The organism is Streptomyces nogalater, from assembly GCF_039532885.1.
GTDB lineage: Bacteria > Actinomycetota > Actinomycetes > Streptomycetales > Streptomycetaceae > Streptomyces > Streptomyces nogalater.
In genome coordinates this window covers 41,295-60,043 of record NZ_BAAASM010000021.1, presented here as the reverse complement: position 1 = coordinate 60,043, position 18,749 = coordinate 41,295, and the positions used below count along the sequence as shown (strand labels likewise).

The following is an 18,749-nucleotide window of genomic DNA, read 5'->3' as shown; positions in this document are numbered from 1 at the left end:
GGCCCGGGAGGGGTCAGACCAGGTCCATCGCGGCGACCTCGTCGGGCCGTCCGTAGCTGACCGGCCCCTGGAAGCGGCGGCGGGCCGTGGCGAACCACCACACCGTGGCGATCAGCAGGACGACGGCGAGCGCGATCGGCGCGTAGTTGAAGGAGTCCACGGTGATCGGCGAGGCCTGCGGGAGCATGAACAGCACGCTGCTCAGCAGGATCCACACCACAGCCAGCCAGCCGATCGGCCTGCCCCAGCGGCCCAGGTGCCAGGGGCCGGGCTGGAAGGCGTCACCGAGCCGCAGCCGCAGGAAGATCGGCACGGCGTAGGCGAGGAAGAGGCCGACCACGTTGACGCTGACGATCGCGGTGAACGCCGTGTGCGACCACCAGCCCGGCACCACCAGCGCCAGCGAGCAGCCGACCGCGAGCCACACCGCCTTCACCGGCGTGCGGGTGCGCAGGGAGACCGAGTGCCACCAGCGGGAGCCGGGCATGGCACCGTCCCGGGAGAAGGCGAAGATCTGCCGGGTGTTGCTGGTGAGGTTGGCGAGACCGCAGAAGAGCATCGCGCCGATGACGATGAGGAGCAGCACCTTCGCGGTGCGCAGCCCGAGGCCGTCGATGAGGATCTGGATGGGCGGGGCGGCCGCGCCGGCCACCTTGGCGTAGTCGCCGATGCTGTAGACCAGTGCCAGCATCAGCACCAGGCCGGCGATCGCCGAACAGGCGATGGCGCGGGTGATCCCCTTCGGCGCGCTGACCGTCGCCTGGACGGTTTCCTCGGACATGTGGAAGCTGCCGTCGAACCCGGTGAAGGTCCAGCTGGTGACCAGCAGGCCGAGCATGCCGCCGTAAAGCCCGCTGGTGAAGCCGGTGTTGTTCTCGAAATGCGTGACAAAGGACGCCGACTGATGATGGTCGGGCATCACGACGAGTGCGCCCACGATCACGACGAGTCCGATCAGCAGCCACCATACGGAAATGCGGTTCAGTATCGCGACGAGCTGGACGGTGTAGGTGTTGGCGAGCCCTTGCAGGACGATGATCAGGGCCGTGATCAGCACCGTCTGGTGCGCGGTCGGGTGATAGGAGGGCCACTGGAGCTCGACGAACACCTGGATGAAGGTGGCCGCGGCGTATCCGGTGGCGGCGGTGCCGCCGATCTGGCCCACGAAGTTCAGCCACCCCGTGAACCAGGACCAGGCGCCCTTGTGCCGCTTGGCGAGTTTACCGGCGGAGAAATAGAGGGCACCGCTCGTGGGATAGGCGGAGGCGACCTCGGCCATGGCCGCTCCGATCAGCAGGACCATCACCGAGACGCCGATCCAGCCGAACACGAGAATCCGCGGGCCGCCCGCGTTCATACCGAATCCGAAGGACGAGAAAATGCCCGAGAGGATATTGATGATGGTGAACGAGATCGCGAAATTGTCGAACGCTTTGAAGCGCCGGGTGAGCTTGCGCGGATAACCCATCGCGTGCAGCGTGGCGTCGTCGTCGAGCACGACGTCGTCCGCGGCCCGGGCACGCGCCCGGGGAGTCGACATCCGTTCGGACACGGATCGGCCTTTCTCTCGATGGAGACAAGGGGGGACGAAGGGAACAGCGGGGTGAGCGGGGCCGGCCGGGTCAGCCCGGCCCCGGGACGGGCAGGCCGCAGGCGCGCCGGGCCCGGGAGAGCTGCTCGACGGGGTCTCCGAAGGCGCTCCAGGGCATGCGCGAGGCGTACGGACCCATCGCCGTGAACACCGCCCGGGCCTCGAACTCGCGCTGGCCCATCACCAGCGCGTGCGCGAGGTAGGCCAGGTCGAGCACCGGGGTGAAGCGGTAACCGGACACCGCGGGCAGCCAGTTCTGGTAGATCGCCAGCGCGGTGGAGCGCCACTGGGGCTGTTCCCAGACCCGGTCGGCGAGCAGCTGGGTGGGGTTGTAGCTCTCCACCAGGGCCACCAGGGGCAGCAGCCGCAGGGCGGAGTCGGCGGGGGCCCGCTGGCTGAGGAAGGCGGCCACGTCCCAGGCGGCGGTGACCGAGCCGCCGTGGCGGGTGAAGAAACAGGACAGGAAGCGGTGGTGGGCCTCGCGGTGCCAGGGGTCCAGGGACAGGATGTGCGCGAACAGCCGCCAGGGGCCGGGCGGCGAGGTGAGCAGGCCCTTCGGGGCCGGGTCGCGCAGCCGGTGCAGCCGGGCCATGGCGAGCCGGGCGACCCAGGGCGTGGGGTCGGCGGGGTTCGCCTCGGCGGCCCGGTCGCAGGCGGCCAGCGCTATCCGCTCCAGCGCCTCGGCTCGGTCGTCGCGCGCGTCGGCGGCCCGCAGGGCGCGCTGCACGGCCACGCGCGCCCACATCAGCGCGGCCTCGGGGGTCGGCTCCTCGGCGAGCCAGCGCTCCGCCAGATCGGTGCCGGCCGCCTCGGAGGCGAGCACCAGCGAGCGGTGGGCGCGCAGGCCGAAGTCGGTACGGGTCTCGGCGAGGGCCTCGTCGGCGGACCGGTAACGCCCGGCGCGCACGTCGACGCAGACGCTCGCCAGCACCCGGTCGTCGGCCGCCGGATGCCACACATAGTGCCCTTCGAATAAGTCCGCGGCCATATCCCCCTGCCCGTCACCGTGCGGCGCATCACGTTGCGCAGGAGGCACCTTACTCAGCGTGGGGCACACCCGGAACGCCGAATTCGACATATCGGTCAGCGGATTCGGATTGTTTATCGACACCTTCGACTGGCCCGCGGCCGGTGATTCAAGTCGGGACTTTTCCCGGCCCGCCGACTACGGACGCCACCCGGCGACTCCCGGCCGCTCCCGACGGCCGCCCCGCCGCCCCCGGCGCCGCCCCGCCCCCCGGGGCCCGCCACTAGACTGTCGTGCGGACAACCGGCCCGCATCGCACCACACCTCGGGAATCGCCATTCACGACCTCGCCGCCCGGCTGCGCGGGCTCCCCCCGTCCCTGGGACCGGTCCGGCTGATCGGCGTCGACGGGCACGCCGGATCCGGGAAGTCGACCTTCGCCCGGCGGCTGGCGCGGGCGCTGGGCGGGGCCCCGGTCGTCCACCTCGACGACTTCGCCAGCCATGAGCGCCTGTTCGCCTGGACCGGCCGGCTGATGACCCAGGTGATCGAACCGCTGGGCCGCGGCGAGAGCGGATACGTCACCCCCTACGACTGGCGGGCCCGCGTCTTCGGCGACCCGCGTCCGGTGCCGGCCGCGCCCGTGGTGCTGATCGAGGGCGTCGGCGCCGGGCGCCGGGCGCTGCGGCCCCATCTGGCCCGGCTGCTGTGGATGGAGCTGCCCCGGGAGGAGTCCTGGGCGCGCGGCCGGCGGCGGGACGGGGCGGAGCAGCGGGAGTTCTGGGACGGCTGGGTCACGGCGGAGCGCGCGCACTTCGTCACCGATCCCTCACGCCCCCACGCCGATCTGCTGGTGCTCCAGCGACCCGAGGGGTACGAGGTGCTGCCGGGACCGGCCGCGGGCACCGGATCCACGCCCGATGTGACCCTCGGTGACGGCCCCTCCGCGATGTGGTGAGGCTGTGAAGACCCTTGCGGGACAAGTTCTCCGAGTACCTCAACTTCGCTTGACCGAGGGCCGGTACAGGACTTACGTTCTGAATGTGCGGCTTTCGGAGCCGCCCACCGACACGAAGCCCCCGGTTGTTCCCCCGTGACCGGGGGCTTCGTTCTGCCCGCGGGACCCGGTTTCCGCCCGTCGGCGCGGCGGCCCTCTCACCCTCGGTCACGAAATGCCGTGCGCCCCGTCTGCCCCACCTCGCCGAACGCCCTGTGCGGCACCCTTCGGCAGGCACCCTGACCGCGGGTACGATGCCCTCGGTGCGACCTTCGAGCGGCAGCCTCGCGCACCCGCAACTCCGTTCCGCGGTACGGCGGTTCGACCACGGTGGCCGTCGGGTGACTGCCCGGCGGTGAACCACGGGTGCATGGTCTGTGGGGGGACGTGATGGACTTCGGCTCGCAGGGTCCCGAGGCGCCGGCCGACCTCGCCTGGCTGCGGGGCGTGGACGCCTACACGATGGGCGCCTACCCGCAGGCGGAGGAGGAGTTCCGCGCCGCGGTGCGGATGGACCCGGGCATGGCGGACGCCTGGCTCGGACTGCACGCGCTCCGGGTCGACACCACCACCGCGCTGCTGCGCATGTTCCGGCACCGCGACCGCTTCGGCGAACAGCGCGCCCGGCACCGCCGCACCCTCAACTCCTGGTACTGGCTGGGCTGGTGGGTGCAGCCCGTGCTGGAGAGCCCGCGTGATCTGCTGCTGGCGCACGCCTCCCACTGGCTGGACGGCCGGCATGTGCCCGAGCTGGACCGCGCCCTGGCCGGACTGCCCCCGGTCGACACCGACGCCCAGGTCCGCTTCCTGCACGCCTGCCGCGCCTATCTGGTCAAGGACTGGGAGCAGCTGGTCCGGCACACCGACCCGCTGCTGGACGATCCCCTACTCGGCATCGAGGCCGGCCTCTTCGGCGGCATGGCCCGGGTCCGGCTGGAGATGTACGGCCAGGCCGAGCCGCTGCTGTCGGCCGCGCTGATGCGATGCCGCAGCGAGCAGCCGCAACGCAAGGAGCTGCGCTACTGGCTGGCGCGGGCACACGAGGGCACGGGACGGTCGGCCGCCGCGCTCCCCCTGTACCGGGCGGTGCACCGGGTGGACCCGGCCTTCATGGACACCTCGGCCCGGCTCGCGGCGATCGCCGAGGGCGACGGGTACGACGAGACGGGCGACCTCGCCGCGATCACCCTGACCGGCGCGGGACAGGACACGGTGGACGGCCCCGACGGGTTCGATCCGCTGTTCGGCACCGAGGGCCGCGATCTGCGGCTGCCCGAGCCCGACCTGCCGGCCGGGCCGCTGCCGTCGGCGGCCGACCCCTCGGTGCGGACCAGGACGGGCCCCGGGGGATCCGCCTCGCCGGTCCCGGCCGGGCCGACCGACCCCGCGTTACTGGACCAGGCGCTCGCCGAACTGGAGCGCATGGTGGGCCTTGAGCCGGTCAAGCGCCAGGTCAAGGCGTTGTCCGCGCAGCTGAACATGGCGCGGCTGCGGGCCGGGCAGGGCCTGCCGGTGCAGCCGCCCAAGCGGCACTTCGTCTTCTCCGGCCCGTCCGGCACGGGCAAGACCACGGTCGCGCGCATCCTGGGCCGGGTGTTCTACGCCCTGGGCCTGCTCGGCGGCGACCATCTCGTGGAGGCCCAGCGCGCCGACCTGGTCGGCGAGTACCTGGGGCAGACGGCCGTGAAGGCCAACGAGCTGATCGACTCCGCGATCGGCGGGGTGCTGTTCGTGGACGAGGCGTACTCGCTGTCCAACTCCGGGTACGGCAAGGGGGACGCCTACGGCGACGAGGCGCTCCAGGTGCTGCTGAAGCGGGCCGAGGACAACCGCGACCACCTGGTGGTGATCCTGGCCGGCTACCCGGAGGGCATGGACCGCCTGCTGGCCGCCAACCCCGGGCTGTCCTCCCGTTTCACCACCCGGGTGGACTTCCCCTCCTACCGGCCGGCGGAACTCACCGAGATCGGCAAGGTGCTCGCGGCGGAGAACGGCGACCAGTGGGACGAGGAGGCGCTGGAGGAGCTGCGGTCGATCGCCGGGCACGTGGTCGGCCAGGGGTGGATCGACGAGCTGGGCAACGGACGGTTCCTGCGCACGCTGTACGAGAAGAGCTGCGCGTACCGGGATCTGCGGCTGTCGTCGTACGCGGGACCCTTGTCCCGGGAGGACCTGGCGACCCTGCGGCTGCCCGACCTGATGCAGGCCTACGGCGAGGTGCTGTCGGGGCGGGGCCCGCACGATCCGTCCGCGTACTAGGCGAGCGCCCCTGAAGGGGGCGGGGTACCGGGTGAGCGCCCCGGAGGGAGGCGGGGAACCGCGCGGCCGGCCCGGCACCGGCCGGCGGCCACGGCTCCCGCCACCACCCGGCTATCCGGCGAGCGCCTCCTCCGGCTCCCCGCTCACCCTCGGTTCCGGCATCTCCCGGTGCGCCGGGTCCCGGACCTCGCCCACCAGCATCTCCAGTACGTCCTCCAGGGCCACCAGGCCCAGCACCTTGCCGGACGCGTCGGCGACCTGGGCCAGATGCGTGGCCGCCCGGCGCATCACGGTGAGGGCGTCGTCCAGCGGCAGCTCGGCGCGGAGCGTGGCCATGGGCCGCCAGACCTGCTGGGGGACGGCCCGGTCGGAGTCCTCCAGGTCGAGGACGTCCTTCACGTGCACGTACCCCATGAAGGGGCCCTTGCCGGCCGCGGCGACCGGGAAGCGGGAGTAGCCCGTGCGGGCGGTCAGCTCCACGATGTCCCCCGGGGTCACCGACGGTTCCACCGTGACCAGGGACTCGCGGCGCAGCAGGACGTCCGTCACCGGGCGGGAGCCCAGTTCCAGGGCGTCCTCCAGCCGCTCGCGCTCCTCGGGGCCGAGGAGGCCGGCCTCACCGGAGTCCTCCAGCAGGCGGTTGAGCTGCTCGGTGGTGACGACCGCCGCCACCTCGTCCTTCGGCTCGACCCGGAACAGCCGCAGGATGCCCTGGGCGCAGGCGCCGAGGGCCACGGTGACCGGCTTGCACAGGCGGGCGAACCAGACCAGGCCGGGGCTGAGCCAGAGCGCCGCCTTCTCGGGCGCCGCCATGGCCAGGTTCTTCGGCACCATCTCGCCGATGACCAGGTGGAAGAAGACCACCGCGGCCAGCGCGATGACATAGCCGAGGGGGTGGATCATGCCGTGCGGCAGGTGGATCCACTCGAACAGCGGCTCCAGCAGGTGCGCCACCGTCGGCTCGGCGACCGCGCCGAGCGTCAGGGAGCAGACGGTGATGCCGAACTGGGCGGCGGCCATCATCTGCGGCAGCCGCTCCAGGCCGTAGAGCACCTGGCGGGCGCGGGCGGTGCCGAGCGGTTCGATCTGGCTGCGGCGGACGGAGACGAGCGCGAACTCGGCGCCGACGAAGAAGCCGTTGGCGAGCACGAGCAGCGCCGCGAAGACCAGTTGCAGCACGCTCATCGGGCGGCCTCCGTCACGCCCGCCACCGGGGCCGTCCTGACCAGGCGGACCCGTTCGGCGCGATAGTGGCCGACCTGGCGGACCGAGAGCCGCCAGCCGGGCAGTTCGGCCCGGTCGCCGGGGGCCGGGATCCGGCCGAGCAGATCGGCGACCAGTCCGGCCACGGTCTCGTACGGCCCCTCGGGCACCTCCAGGCCTATGCGCGTCAGGATGTCGACGCGGCAGCCGCCGTCCACGTCCCAGGCGGGCCTGCCGTCCTCGGGCGGGGCGGGGGCCAGCTCGGGCATGTCCTTGGCGTCGTGCTCGTCGCGGACCTCGCCGACCAGTTCCTCGACGATGTCCTCCAGGGTGACCACGCCGGCCGTGCCGCCGTACTCGTCCACGACGACCGCGATGGGCTGCTCGCTGCGCAGCCGGGCGAGCAGGGGCTGCACGGGCAGGATCTCGGGGACGAGGAGCGCCTTGCGGGCGATGCGGCCGACCGGGGTGCGCAGCCGGTCGTGGGCCGGGACGGCCAGCGCGTCCTTGAGGTGGGCCATGCCCACGACCTCGTCGATCTTCTCCCGGTAGACGGGGAAGCGGGACAGGCCGGTGGCCCGGGTGAGGTTGACGACGTCCTCGGCGGTGGCCGAGACCTGCAACGCGCTCACCTTCACCCGCGGGGTCATCACGTGCTGTGCGGTCAGCTCGCCCAGGGACAGGGTGCGTACGAACAGGTCGGCCGTGTCCTGCTCCAGGGCGCCGGCCAGGGCGGAGTGCCGGGCCAGGGAGACGAGTTCGCCGGGGGTGCGGGCGGAGGCCAGCTCCTCGGCGGGCTCCACGCCGAGGGCGCGGACCAGCCGGTTGGCGACCGTGTTCAGCGCGGAGATCACCGGGCGGAACAGGAGGGCGAAGCGGTGCTGCGGGCCGGCCACGAAGCGGGCCACCTGCAACGGCCGGGACACCGCCCAGTTCTTCGGCACGAGTTCGCCGATCACCATCTGGATCGCGGAGGCCAGCAGCATGCCGACGACCACCGCGACACCGGCCGCGGCCCCCTCGGGGACGCCGAGCGCCGCGAACGGGCCGCGCAGCAGCTCGGCCAGCGCGGGTTCGGCGAGCATGCCGACGACCAGGGAGGTGATGGTGATGCCGAGCTGGGTGCCGGAGAGCTGGAAGGACAGTTCCTTCAGCGACTCCACGACCGTGCGGGCGCGTGGGTCGCCGTCGGCGGCGGCCTTCTCGGCGTCCGGGCGTTCGACCGTCACAAGGCCGAACTCGGCCGCCACGAAGAATCCGTTGGCGAGGATCAGCAGGAAGGCCGCGGCGAGCAACAGCAGGGGGATGGTCACGCCGCCACCGCCTTGCCGCTATGTCGGGCAGGGGTGGCGCGGGTACTACAGGACGATCCGTCCATCGCCGGAGAGGGTCACTCCTCGGGTAGCAGGAACCCCTGTGCACCGGGTGGCACGCAGGGGCGGAGGCACAGCGGGACGCCTCCGCCCACCAGATTAATCAAGATCTGGGCTCGTGCGGCAGGGCGGGCGAGCCGGAGCGGGCCTCGGCGAGTGCCCGCAGGGCCCGGGCGTCGGCGATGGCCTGCTGCTTGGCGATGCCCGGCTGGATGCCGAGCGCGGGCAGGCTGGTGCCGTCGCTGAGGTCGAGGAACACCCAGGGGTCACCCGGCCGGAGGTTCACCCTAAGGATCTCCGCCCAGGCCAGGCGGCGCCTGCTCGCGATGTTGACGACGGTGACACCGGACTCGTCGGCGACCACCTTCACCCGGGCCAGCTGGGCCAGTACCCACAGGCAGAGCGCGCCGGTGACGATGAAGCTGAGCCGCGAGCCGGGGCCGAGGTTCTCCAGCAGCAGCGCGATCCCGGAGATCACCACGAAGATCAGGACTCCGGCGGTGAGCAGGATCACCCGGGTGCGGCCGGGCCGGAAGGTGACGGGCAGGGCGGGCAGGTCGGACATCTCGGACGTACCCCTCAGAGGCGGCAGGCGTGGATGGCCGTGGTCAGGATGGCACGGGCGCCGATGCCGTAGAGGTCGTCCATGATCCGCTGGGCCTCCTTGGCGGGGACCATGGCGCGCACGGCGACCCAGCCCTCGTTGTGCAGCGGGGAGACGGTCGGGGACTCCAGGCCGGGGGTGAGCGCGACGGCCTTCTCCAGCTGCTCCACCCGGCAGTCGTAGTCCATCATCACGTACGTCCGGGCGACCAGGACGCCCTGGAGGCGGCGCAGGAACTGCTGGACCTTGGGCTCCTCGGCGTCGGCGCCGGTGCGGCGGACGACGATGGCCTCGGACTTCATGATCGGCTCGCCGAAGACCTCCAGGCCCGCGTTGCGCAGGCTGGTGCCGGTCTCCACGACGTCGGCGATGACCTCGGCGACGCCCAGCTCGATGGCGGTCTCGACGGCGCCGTCCAGGTGGACCACGGCGGCGTCGATGCCGCTGTCCGCGAGGTGCCTGGCGACGATCCCCTCGTAGGAGGTGGCGACCGTACGGCCCTTGAGGTCCTCGATGCCGCTTGCGGTGCCGGGCTTGGCGGCGAAGCGGAAGGTGGAGCGGGCGAAGCCGAGCGGCAGGATCTCCTCGGCGTCGGCGCCGGAGTCGATCAGCAGGTCACGGCCGGTGATGCCGATGTCGAGACGGCCGGAGGAGACGTAGATCGCGATGTCGCGGGGGCGGAGGTAGAAGAACTCGACCTCGTTCTCCGGGTCGACGATGCGCAGCTCTTTGGACTCGCGGCGCTGCTGGTAGCCGGCCTCATGCAGCATCTCCGCCGCAGGGCCGGACAGTGAACCCTTGTTGGGGACGGCGATGCGCAGCATGAGGTCGGCTTCCTTCGTTCGTTCTCTACGGGGTGGGTGCGGGGGGACGGCTTACAGATGGGCGTAGACGTCGTCCAGGGAGATGCCGCGGGCGACCATCATCACCTGGACGTGGTACAGCAGCTGCGAGATCTCCTCGGCCGCCGCCTCCTTGCCCTCGTACTCGGCGGCCATCCAGACCTCGGCGGCCTCCTCGACGACCTTCTTGCCGATGGCATGGACGCCCTTGCCGACCAGCTCGGCGGTGCGGGAGGTGGCGGGATCGCCCTGGGCGGCCTTGTGCTGGAGCTCGGTGAACAGCTCCTCGAACGTCTTCTTGGACATGGTGAGCCCCACCCTAGCCGTTGTGCCGGCCGGCCTAGTGCCAGGGTTCGGATACCGAGCGGAGGGTGGCCGCCGTCGCCACGGCCGCCGTCACCGCCTCGTGGCCCTTGTCCTCGCTGGAGCCCTCCAGGCCGGCCCGGTCCAGGGCCTGCTCCTCGGTGTCGCAGGTGAGCACGCCGAAGCCGACGGGGACGCCGGTGTCGACGGAGACCTGGGTGAGGCCCTGGGTGACGCCCTGGCACACGTAGTCGAAGTGGGGGGTGCCGCCCCGGATGACGACGCCGAGGGCGACGATCGCGTGGTAGCCGCGGCCCGCGAGGACCTTGGCGGCGACCGGGAGTTCGAAGCTGCCCGGGACCCGGATCAGGGTCGGCTCGTCGATGCCCAGGTCGCGCAGGGCGCGCAGGGCGCCGTCCACCAGGCCGTCCATCACCTTCTCGTGCCACTGCGCCGCGATGACGGCGACCCTGAGGTCGCTCACCTTGCGTACGGACACGTCCGGTGCACCCTTGCCGCTCACGTCTTACCTCCGTGCTCTCTCGCTTACTGGTTGCCGCAGGCCGACACGGCGGGTGTGTCGAGCCAGGGCAGGTCGTGTCCCATCCGGTCCCGCTTGGTGCGCAGGTAGCGGAGGTTGTGCTCACCGGCCTGGACGGGCATCGGCTCCCGGCCGGTGACCTCGATGCCGTGGCGCCCGAGGGCGTCGGTCTTGTCGGGGTTGTTGGTCATCAGCCGGACCCCGCGGACACCGAGGTCGGCCAGGATCCGCGCGCCCGCGCCGTAGTCGCGGGCGTCGGCGGGCAGGCCGAGTTCCAGGTTGGCGTCCAGGGTGTCGTGGCCCTGCTCCTGGAGTTCGTAGGCGCGCAGCTTGGACAGCAGGCCGATGCCGCGTCCCTCGTGTCCGCGCAGGTAGACGACGACTCCGCGGCCCTCCTGCTGGATCCGGGCGAGCGCGGTGTCCAGCTGGGGGCCGCAGTCGCAGCGCAGGGAGCCGAAGACGTCGCCGGTGAGGCACTCGGAGTGGACGCGGACCAGGACGTCCCGGCCGTCGCCGAGGTCGCCGTGGACGAGGGCGACGTGCTCGACGCCGTCGACGGTGGACCGGTAGCCGTAGGCGGTGAAGGTGCCGTGCCGGGTGGGCAGGCGGGTGGCGGCCTCGCGGCGGACGGTGGGCTCGCTGTCGCGGCGGTAGGCGATCAGGTCCTCGATGGAGATGATCGTCAGGCCGTGCTTGCGGGCGAACGGGATCAGCTCGGGCAGGCGGAGCATCCGGCCGTCCTCGCCGGCGATCTCCACGATGGCACCGGCCGGGCGCAGGCCCGCGAGCCGGGCGAGGTCGACGGCGGCCTCGGTGTGGCCGTCGCGGGCGAGGACGCCGCCGGCCTTGGCGCGCAGCGGGAAGACATGGCCGGGGCGGACGAAGTCGGCGGGCTCGGCCGTGCCGCTCGCGAGCAGCCGGAGCGTGGTGGCGCGGTCGGCGGCCGAGATGCCGGTGCTCACACCGTGCGCGGCGGTGGCGTCCACGGAGACCGTGAACGCGGTTTTCATCGACTCGGTGTTGTCCTCGACCATCTGCGGCAGCCGCAGCCGGTCCAGTTCCCCGCTCTCCATGGGAGCGCAGATCAGCCCGCGGCACTCGCTCATCATGAAGGCGACGATCTCGGGGGTGATCTTCTCGGCGGCCACGACGAGGTCGCCCTCGTTCTCCCGGTTCTCGTCGTCGACGACGACGATCGGGCGCCCGGCGGCGATGTCGGCGATGGCCTGCTCGACCGGGTCGAGCGCGAAGTTCTCGATGTCGTGGGTGTCGTGGAGGACGGGTGCCGAGGTCATGCCGGCGCTCCTTCCAGTGTGGGCCGCGCGGCCTTGCGGGAACGCAGCCACCAGTCGCGCATGCCCCACAGGACGAGTGCGCCGTAGATGACGTAGACGAAGCCGGAGAAGGCGTAGCCGTTGGCGAAGTTGAGGGGGACGCCGACGAGGTCGACGAGCAGCCAGGCGAACCAGAACTCGACCATGCCCTTGGCCTGGGCGTACATCGCGACGATGGTGCCGACGAAGATGTAGGCGTCGGGCCAGGGGTCCCAGGACAGGGACGGGTAGGCCTGGAACAGCAGGGCGACGGCGACCGTGCCGGCGCCGGCGGCGGCGACCATGGCCGCACGCTCGCGCCAGGTGGCGAACCGGGGGGTGATCTGGCCGTCGCCGGACCGGTTCCGGGTGCGCTGCCACTGCCACCAGCCGTACAGCGCGACGGCCATGACGACGACCTGCTTGCCGGCGCTGCCGGTCAGATGGCCGTAGAAGGCGGCGAACAGCACGAGGCCGGACAGGAACTGCACGGGCCAGGTCCACAGGGAGCGGCGCCAGCCGAGGGCGAGGGTGATCAGGCCCAGGATGTTGCCGGTCATGTCCGACCAGATGATGTGCTGACCGAAGAGGGTGAACGCCTCGGAGTTCAGCCAGTTCACCGGCCGGCCTCCCGTCCGGCCGTGAGCAGCCGCTCGACGTACTTGGCGATGACGTCCACTTCGAGGTTGACCGCGTCGCCGGGCTGCTTCACGCCGAGCGTGGTCAGCGCGAGGGTGGTCGGGATGAGACTGACGGTGAAGTGGTCCGGGGCCGCCTCCACGACGGTGAGGCTGATGCCGTCGACCGTGATGGAGCCCTTCTCCACGACGTAGCGGGAGAGGTCCGCGGGGAGGGAGATCTTCACGATCTCCCAGTGCTCGGAGGGCGTGCGGGCCAGGATCTCGCCGGTGCCGTCGACGTGCCCCTGCACGATGTGCCCGCCGAGGCGGGCGCCGACGGCGGTGGGGCGCTCCAGGTTGACGCGGGAGCCGACGGTGAGCGCGCCCAGGCTGGAACGCTTCAGGGTCTCGGCCATGACGTCGGCGGTGAACTCGTCACCCTCGTGTTCGACGACGGTGAGACAGACCCCGTTCACGGCGATGGAGTCGCCGTGCCGCGCGCCCTCGGTCACGACGGGGCCGCGCAGCCGGAAGCGGGAGGCGTCGCCGAGGTTCTCGACGGCGGTGACCTCACCCAGCTCTTCGACGATTCCGGTGAACACTTCCCGGGTCCTCCTGCCTCTTCGGGCACGGACTCCGGGGCTGTCGATGACGACAGAATCCACGGGTGAGCACACACCGGAGGCGTCGCCGGACGGGCGCGTCCACGCTGGGACGAGCCTCGATACGGCGGCGCGCACACGGATACACGCGTGCCCGCCCGCCGCGCACTGCCTCCCATCCGGACTTTAACCGTCGGTCCAGGAATTTCACCTGGTCAACCGGCCGCTGGAAGCGACCGGGTCGCGGACTGTAACCGCCGGTTCGGACTTTCACCGACCCCGGAGTGCGCTGCTTCTGGTACAGGGCCCAGTCTGCCACGCCCGTCACCCGTCCAGACGGGCGGGTCGTGTGGCCTCCCTCACAGTGCGCGCGGACGCGTTCGCGCCACGCCACCGCCCCCGGCAACCGGTCGGCGGACCAAGGGCGTTGAGGTTGGTCCGGACCATTGACCCTACTGGTCTAGTCCTCTTAAGGTGCGGACGGGCTCGGCGGCGGTGACGACGGCCCTTGCCCGCCGCCGGGCCGCCAAGACGGGGCCGGACAGGCAGGGCCGGACAGGCAGGGCCGGCTACCGCTCCGGCGGCGCGAACAGCTCGTCCTGCGCCCGTTCCCGCGCGGTGAGCAGCGCCCCGCGCAGCACGGCCGTACCGCCGAGGCCGCTCGCCCGCACCTCGGTGGCCAGCGGCGACATCCGGCGCAGCCGCTCCCCCACCAGCCCGGCGAGCACCGCTCCCCCGGCCCGGCCGACCTCCCCGCCGAGCACCACGCAGCCGGGGTCCAGGACGGCCGCCACCGAGGCCGCGCCGACGGCGACCCGGTCGGCGAGGGCGCGCAGAAAGCGCTCGTCGGCCGCGGACGCCCGCGTCACCGCCCCGCGCACCGCGCGCGCCGCGCCCGGCCCGTCCGCCGGGCCGGGCGCCGGCAGGCCGCACTCGGCGGCCAGCGAGACGACCGCGGCCGCGCCGGCCAGCGAGTGGAAGCCGCCGTCGCAGTCGGTCGCCGAGGGCAGCGAGGCCGTGCCCGGCACCGGCAGGAAACCGATCTCGCCGGTGCCGCCGGAGGCACCGCGGCGCAGGCTGCCGTCGAGGACGACCGCGGCGCCGACGCCGTGCCCCAGCCAGAGCAGGACGAAGGTGTCCCGGTCGCGGGCGGCGCCCTCGCGCTGCTCGGCCAGGGCGGCCAGGTTGGTCTCGTTCTCGACGGTCACCCGGGCACCCGGCAGCCGGTCCTGGAGGGCGGCGACCAGGCTGCGGTGCCAGGCGGGCAGTCCGGCGGAGTCCCTGAGGTCGCCGGTGGCCGGGTCGATCAGGCCCGGCGCCCCGATGCCGACGGTGTGCAGCCGGTCCGCACCGCCCTCCTTCACGGCCCGCTCCACCGCGGCCACCGCCCGCTCCACTGCGGGCCCGGTCCCGGTGTCCCCGCCGATCGGCGCGGACGCCTCGGCGAGCACCCGGCCGAGCAGGTCGGAGACCAGGACGAGGACGCCTTCGGTGCGCACGTCGAGCGCGGCGAGGTGGGCGCGACCGGCCACGATGCCGTAGAGCCGGGCGTTGGGGCCCCGGCGCTGCTCGCCGGACTCACCGACCACCGTGATCAGTCCGGCGGCCGTGAGCCGGTCGACGAGGTCGGCGACCGTCGGCCGGGACAGGCCGGTCAGCTGCTTGAGCTGCCCCGCCGTCAGCGGGCCTTCCTGCTGCAACAGCCGCAGGGCCAGCCGGTCGTTGAGGGCCCGGGCGGTGCTGGGTGATGCGGGCATGTCGGGAATCCTCCCAGATCGCTGCGGACCGGACGGTCGTACGCGGCGCACGGCTGCCCTATCTATCAGGCAGGGTTCCTGATAATTTACGCCCCGGGTTGCCGAGAGGGTCGGCCGGGGAGGGACAGGAACATGGGTGACATGAGCCCCGCACGCGACGAGGTCCGGCGTGCCCGGTACGCCGTGGCGGCGGTGTTCGCCGTGCACGGCTCGGTGACCGGGTCGTTCGCCACGCGGGTGCCCTGGATCAGGGAGCACGCCGGGCTGAGCGCCGGCCAACTGGGGTTCGCGCTGGCCTTCACCGCGCTCGGTGCCGCGTGCGCGATGCCGCTGGCCGGGCGGGTCACCCACCGCTTCGGCAGCCGTACGGCCCTGCGCGGGCTGCTGGCGCTGTGGACGCTCGCCCTGGTGCTGCCCTCCGTCGCGCCGAACCTGGTCACCCTGTGCCTGGCGCTGTTCGCCTACGGCGCCTCCTCGGGCATGGCCGACGTCGCGATGAACGCGCTCGGCGTGGAGGTCGAGCGGCTGCTCGGCAGGTCGGTGATGTCCGGGCTGCACGGCATGTGGAGCGCGGGCGCCCTGACCGGCTCGGCGGCCGGCACCCTGGCCGCGCATCTCGGCGCGGACGCCCGGGTGCACTTCGCGCTGGCCTCGGCCGTGCTGACCGTGCTCGGGTGGACGGTCTGCGGCTGGGTGCTGGACATCCAGCCCGCCGCGGACGAGGAGCCGCCGCCGCGGTTCGCGCTGCCGCCGCGCTCGGCGCTGCTGATCGGCGCGGTCGGGTTCTGCGCGGTGTTCGCCGAGGGCGCGACCCTGGACTGGTCGGCGGTGTTCCTGCGGGACCGGCTGGACAGCTCGGCCGGGCTGGCGGCGTCCGCCACCACCGGCTCCATGCTGACCATGGCCGTGGCCCGGATCGCCGGGGACGCGGTGGTGAACCGCTTCGGCGCGGTCCGCACCGTGCGGGCCGGCGGAGTGCTGGCCGTGCTGGGCGGACTGCTGATCGTGCTCGCGGAGCACCCGGCGGCGGCCATGACCGGATTCGCGCTGATGGGGCTCGGCATCGCGGTGGTCGTCCCGCTGTGCTTCGCCGCCGCCGGTCACGCCGGCCCCCGCCCGAGCCAGGCCATCGCGGGCGTGGCGACCGTCACCTACACCTCCGGGCTGATCGCGCCGAGCCTGATCGGCGGGGTGGCCCAGGCCACCAGCCTGATGGTGTCCTTCTGCGTGGTGACGGCGCTGGCCTGCGGGCTCGTCGTGTTCTCGGGCGTCCTGCGCGCCGCCGAACGCGGGGGCCGGGCGAAGGCGGATCCGCGGAGCGCGGCGGTGTCCGGCCCGCACTCCTGAGGTGATCGCGGAGGTTCACGTACGTGACCACGTGGGCGGAGAACCCTCACTTACCCGCACAATGGTTCGGACCGTCTCATGTACGTAAGAAAGTGAAACCCCACCATGGACCTCGGCGTGCGCTGGAAACTGCACGGTGACGGGCGCACGCCCGCTCCCGGAGCGGTGGTACGCCCCGACGAACGGCTGTCCTGGCCCCGCACCGTGGGCCTGGGCGCCCAGCACGTGGTCGCGATGTTCGGCGCCTCCTTCGTGGCCCCCGTGCTCATGGGCCTGGACCCGAACCTGGCGATCATGATGTCGGGCGTGGCGACCGTGATCTTCCTGCTCGCCACCCGGGGCCGGGTGCCGAGCTACCTCGGCTGCTCCCTGTCCTTCGTGGGCGTGGCCGCCGTCATCCGCGCCCAGGGCGGCACCAGCGCGACCGTGACCGGCGCGGTGCTCGTCGTCGGCGCGGTGCTGTTCCTGGTGGGCCTGGCCGTGCAGCGGTTCGGCGCGCGGATCATCCACGCCGCCATGCCGCCGATCGTCACCGGTGCCGTCGTCATGCTGATCGGCTTCAACCTGGCCCCGGTGACCGCGTCCACCTACTGGCCGCAGGACCAGTGGACCGCGCTGCTGGTGATGCTCTTCACCGGGCTGGCGGTCGTCTGCCTGCGCGGTTTCTGGTCGCGCATCGCCATCTTCCTGGGCCTGGTCTTCGGCTACGGCATCTCCTGGGCCTTCGACCGGATCTTCGGCAAGATCCACTCCGTGAGCCCGAGCGGGAAGGTCACCGACCACTGGCGCCTGGACCTCTCCGCGGTCTCCCACGCCGACTGGATCGGGCTGCCCCACCTGCACGGGCCGTCCTTCCAGTGGTCGGCCGTCCTGGTCGCCCTGCCCGTGGTCATCGCCCTGGTCGCGGAGAACGCGGGCCATGTCAAGGCGGTCGGCGAGATGACCGGCGACCCGCTGGACGACAAGCTCGGCACGGCGATCTCCGCCGACGGTGTCGCCTCGGTGCTCTCCACCGCCGTGGGCGGCCCGCCGAACACCACGTACTCGGAGAACATCGGCGTGATGGCCGCGACCCGCGTCTACTCCACCGCCGCCTACTGGGCCGCCGCCGGCTTCGCGCTGCTCTTCGGCGTCTGCCCGAAGTTCGGCGCGGTCGTGGCGGCCATCCCGGGCGGGGTGCTCGGCGGCATCACCGTCATCCTCTACGGCATGATCGGCCTGCTCGGCGCCCAGATCTGGATCAACGCCAAGGTGGACCTGCGCAACCCGCTGAACCTGGTCCCGGCCGCCGCGGGCATCATCATCGGCGTCGGCAACGTCTCCATGAAGTTCACCGACACCTTCTCGCTCAGCGGCATCGCCCTCGGCACCCTGGTCGTCATCACCGGCTACCACGCTCTGCGCGCCTTCGCCCCGGCCCATCTGAAGGGGCAGGAGCCGCTGCTGGACGAGGGCACGTCGACGTACGACACGGAGGCGGACACGGAGACCGGCTCGCCGGCGGGGGAACGGGCGCCGCGCGCGAAGTCCTAGCCGGCGCTCCCGCGTTGCGCCGTTCCCCCGTTCCGGCGAAGCACCGGGCCGGTCGGCCCGCCGGCCGGCCCCGTGCTGGGACGCTTCCCCCATGGCTTTCCCCATGGCTTCCCCTCTGGCTTTCCCCCTGGCGCGGCCCGCGGCACCCACCACCCCCGTCGACGCCGTCGTGGCGCGGATGCGCGCGCTGGACGCGGCCCTGCCCGCGCGGGACGGCGTCGCCGTGTTCAACCGCGTCTACCTCGCCGTCACCGAGGAGGTCGGCCGGCGGCTGACCGTGGGCGAGTTCCCCGATCCGCGGGCGGCGAGCGCGCTGGACGTACGGTTCGCGGAGCGCTATCTGGCGGCGGTCGACGCGGCCGCCGGGGACCACCGCCCGCCCGCCTGCTGGCGGCCGCTGTTCCAGCTCCGCCGCCACCCCGGGGTACGGCCGCTGCAGTTCGCCCTGTCCGGCGTGAACGCGCACATCGGGCACGATCTGGCCCTGGCCGTGGTCGACACCTGCCGGGCACTCGGCTGCGAACCGGCCGACCTGGAGGACGAGTTCGACCGGGTGGGCGAGCTGCTCGTGGCGCTGGAGGAACGCGTCCGCGAGGAGCTGATGCCGGGCCCGGATCTGCTCCAGCTCGCCGACCCGCTCACCCATCTGCTGGGCTCGTGGAGTCTGGAGCGGGCCCGGGACGCGGCCTGGGCGGCGGCCCGCGCCCTGTGGGCGCTGCGGCACTGCGCCGGAATCGTCGAGGAGTTCACCGAGCGGCTGGACGCGGCGGTGGGGTTCGCGGGCCGGATGCTGCTGACCCCGCTGCCCGCCTGAGCGGGCCCGCGGACCCGGTGGCCGGCGCAGCAACAATCCCCGGCGGAGGCGCGGGGGTTGGCGAAGGCGCGGGCGGCCGGAAT

At 72.6% G+C, this 18,749-nt stretch carries 17 protein-coding genes and 1 riboswitch; of the genes, 5 read left to right on the top strand and 12 right to left on the bottom strand.

The window, feature by feature from the left end; all coding sequences use genetic code 11:
- Positions 1-13 precede the first annotated feature (13 nt).
- Together ABD350_RS17070 and ABD350_RS17065 are read right to left on the bottom strand one after the other, a co-directional pair.
- The gene (locus ABD350_RS17070; RefSeq protein WP_344348972.1) at positions 14-1,552 is read right to left on the bottom strand and encodes an amino acid permease; all 1,539 of its coding nucleotides are present in this window, start codon (positions 1,550-1,552) and stop codon (positions 14-16) included.
- Positions 1,553-1,622: 70 nt separating this feature from the next.
- Positions 1,623-2,579: a hypothetical protein gene (locus ABD350_RS17065; RefSeq protein ID WP_344348971.1), complete on the bottom strand. Its 957-nt coding sequence runs from the start codon at positions 2,577-2,579 to the stop codon at positions 1,623-1,625.
- A 310-nt stretch (positions 2,580-2,889) separates the two neighbouring features.
- Here ABD350_RS17065 and ABD350_RS17060 point away from each other — a divergent pair, with 310 nt between their 5' ends.
- Together ABD350_RS17060 and ABD350_RS17055 are read left to right on the top strand one after the other, a co-directional pair.
- Positions 2,890-3,516 carry a uridine kinase family protein gene (locus tag ABD350_RS17060; protein WP_382466935.1) on the top strand — a complete coding sequence of 209 codons (627 nt, stop codon included), beginning with the start codon at positions 2,890-2,892 and terminating at the stop codon, positions 3,514-3,516.
- A gap of 429 nt (positions 3,517-3,945) precedes the next feature.
- A complete protein-coding gene (locus tag ABD350_RS17055) occupies positions 3,946-5,814 on the top strand; it encodes an AAA family ATPase (RefSeq protein ID WP_344349010.1) in 1,869 nt (622 codons plus the stop codon).
- 111 nt (positions 5,815-5,925) lie between these two features.
- On the opposite strand, the gene ABD350_RS17050 is transcribed toward ABD350_RS17055, so the two are convergent.
- The 10 genes from ABD350_RS17050 to ABD350_RS17005 form a co-directional block, all read right to left on the bottom strand.
- Entirely contained in the window at positions 5,926-6,999 is a 1,074-nt protein-coding gene (locus ABD350_RS17050) for a hemolysin family protein (RefSeq protein ID WP_344348970.1), read from the bottom strand.
- Positions 6,996-8,330 (bottom strand): hemolysin family protein, encoded by a 1,335-nt coding sequence (locus ABD350_RS17045; RefSeq protein ID WP_344348969.1) that lies wholly within the window; start codon positions 8,328-8,330, stop codon positions 6,996-6,998. The genes ABD350_RS17050 and ABD350_RS17045 overlap by 4 nt, the downstream gene beginning before the upstream one ends.
- Before the next feature lie 163 nt (positions 8,331-8,493).
- On the bottom strand, positions 8,494-8,955 hold the full coding sequence (locus ABD350_RS17040; RefSeq protein ID WP_344348968.1) for a PH domain-containing protein: 462 nt from the start codon (positions 8,953-8,955) through the stop codon (positions 8,494-8,496).
- Positions 8,956-8,969: 14 nt separating this feature from the next.
- Positions 8,970-9,818: an ATP phosphoribosyltransferase gene (gene hisG, locus ABD350_RS17035; RefSeq protein ID WP_344348967.1), complete on the bottom strand. Its 849-nt coding sequence runs from the start codon at positions 9,816-9,818 to the stop codon at positions 8,970-8,972.
- A gap of 51 nt (positions 9,819-9,869) precedes the next feature.
- A complete protein-coding gene (locus tag ABD350_RS17030; protein WP_019983911.1) occupies positions 9,870-10,142 on the bottom strand; it encodes a phosphoribosyl-ATP diphosphatase in 273 nt (90 codons plus the stop codon).
- A gap of 34 nt (positions 10,143-10,176) precedes the next feature.
- Positions 10,177-10,662, bottom strand: a complete 486-nt coding sequence (ribH, locus tag ABD350_RS17025; RefSeq protein ID WP_344348966.1) for a 6,7-dimethyl-8-ribityllumazine synthase — start codon at positions 10,660-10,662, stop codon at positions 10,177-10,179.
- Positions 10,663-10,685: 23 nt separating this feature from the next.
- The gene (locus ABD350_RS17020) at positions 10,686-11,975 is read right to left on the bottom strand and encodes a bifunctional 3,4-dihydroxy-2-butanone-4-phosphate synthase/GTP cyclohydrolase II (protein WP_344348965.1); all 1,290 of its coding nucleotides are present in this window, start codon (positions 11,973-11,975) and stop codon (positions 10,686-10,688) included.
- Positions 11,972-12,613, bottom strand: a complete 642-nt coding sequence (locus tag ABD350_RS17015) for a nicotinamide mononucleotide transporter family protein (protein WP_344348964.1) — start codon at positions 12,611-12,613, stop codon at positions 11,972-11,974. The genes ABD350_RS17020 and ABD350_RS17015 overlap by 4 nt, the downstream gene beginning before the upstream one ends.
- Positions 12,610-13,215 (bottom strand): riboflavin synthase, encoded by a 606-nt coding sequence (locus ABD350_RS17010; RefSeq protein WP_344348963.1) that lies wholly within the window; start codon positions 13,213-13,215, stop codon positions 12,610-12,612. The genes ABD350_RS17015 and ABD350_RS17010 overlap by 4 nt, the downstream gene beginning before the upstream one ends.
- A gap of 161 nt (positions 13,216-13,376) precedes the next feature.
- Positions 13,377-13,507, bottom strand: a riboswitch (FMN riboswitch).
- Between the two features lie 277 nt (positions 13,508-13,784).
- Positions 13,785-14,972, bottom strand: coding sequence for an ROK family transcriptional regulator (locus tag ABD350_RS17005; RefSeq protein ID WP_344348962.1), 1,188 nt, complete (start codon positions 14,970-14,972; stop codon positions 13,785-13,787).
- A gap of 132 nt (positions 14,973-15,104) precedes the next feature.
- Between ABD350_RS17005 and ABD350_RS17000 the strand changes: the two genes are divergently transcribed.
- From ABD350_RS17000 to ABD350_RS16990, 3 genes are all read left to right on the top strand, one after another.
- Positions 15,105-16,319, top strand: coding sequence for an MFS transporter (locus ABD350_RS17000; protein ID WP_344348961.1), 1,215 nt, complete (start codon positions 15,105-15,107; stop codon positions 16,317-16,319).
- A 105-nt stretch (positions 16,320-16,424) separates the two neighbouring features.
- Entirely contained in the window at positions 16,425-17,852 is a 1,428-nt protein-coding gene (locus ABD350_RS16995; RefSeq protein ID WP_344348960.1) for a uracil-xanthine permease family protein, read from the top strand.
- 103 nt (positions 17,853-17,955) lie between these two features.
- Entirely contained in the window at positions 17,956-18,666 is a 711-nt protein-coding gene (locus tag ABD350_RS16990; RefSeq protein WP_344348959.1) for a DUF5995 family protein, read from the top strand.
- Positions 18,667-18,749: the final 83 nt, after the last annotated feature.

Coding starts and splice junctions, on each gene's coding strand:
- ABD350_RS17065 (WP_344348971.1), bottom strand. CDS start 2,579: ATGGCCGCGGACTTATTCGAAGGGCACTATGTGTGGCATCCGGCGGCC.
- ABD350_RS17055 (WP_344349010.1), top strand. CDS start 3,946: ATGGACTTCGGCTCGCAGGGTCCCGAGGCGCCGGCCGACCTCGCCTGG.
- ABD350_RS17050 (WP_344348970.1), bottom strand. CDS start 6,999: ATGAGCGTGCTGCAACTGGTCTTCGCGGCGCTGCTCGTGCTCGCCAAC.
- ABD350_RS17040 (WP_344348968.1), bottom strand. CDS start 8,955: ATGTCCGACCTGCCCGCCCTGCCCGTCACCTTCCGGCCCGGCCGCACC.
- hisG (WP_344348967.1), bottom strand. CDS start 9,818: ATGCTGCGCATCGCCGTCCCCAACAAGGGTTCACTGTCCGGCCCTGCG.
- ABD350_RS17030 (WP_019983911.1), bottom strand. CDS start 10,142: ATGTCCAAGAAGACGTTCGAGGAGCTGTTCACCGAGCTCCAGCACAAG.
- ABD350_RS17020 (WP_344348965.1), bottom strand. CDS start 11,975: ATGACCTCGGCACCCGTCCTCCACGACACCCACGACATCGAGAACTTC.
- ABD350_RS17005 (WP_344348962.1), bottom strand. CDS start 14,972: ATGCCCGCATCACCCAGCACCGCCCGGGCCCTCAACGACCGGCTGGCC.
- ABD350_RS17000 (WP_344348961.1), top strand. CDS start 15,105: ATGGGTGACATGAGCCCCGCACGCGACGAGGTCCGGCGTGCCCGGTAC.
- ABD350_RS16995 (WP_344348960.1), top strand. CDS start 16,425: ATGGACCTCGGCGTGCGCTGGAAACTGCACGGTGACGGGCGCACGCCC.
- ABD350_RS16990 (WP_344348959.1), top strand. CDS start 17,956: ATGGCTTCCCCTCTGGCTTTCCCCCTGGCGCGGCCCGCGGCACCCACC.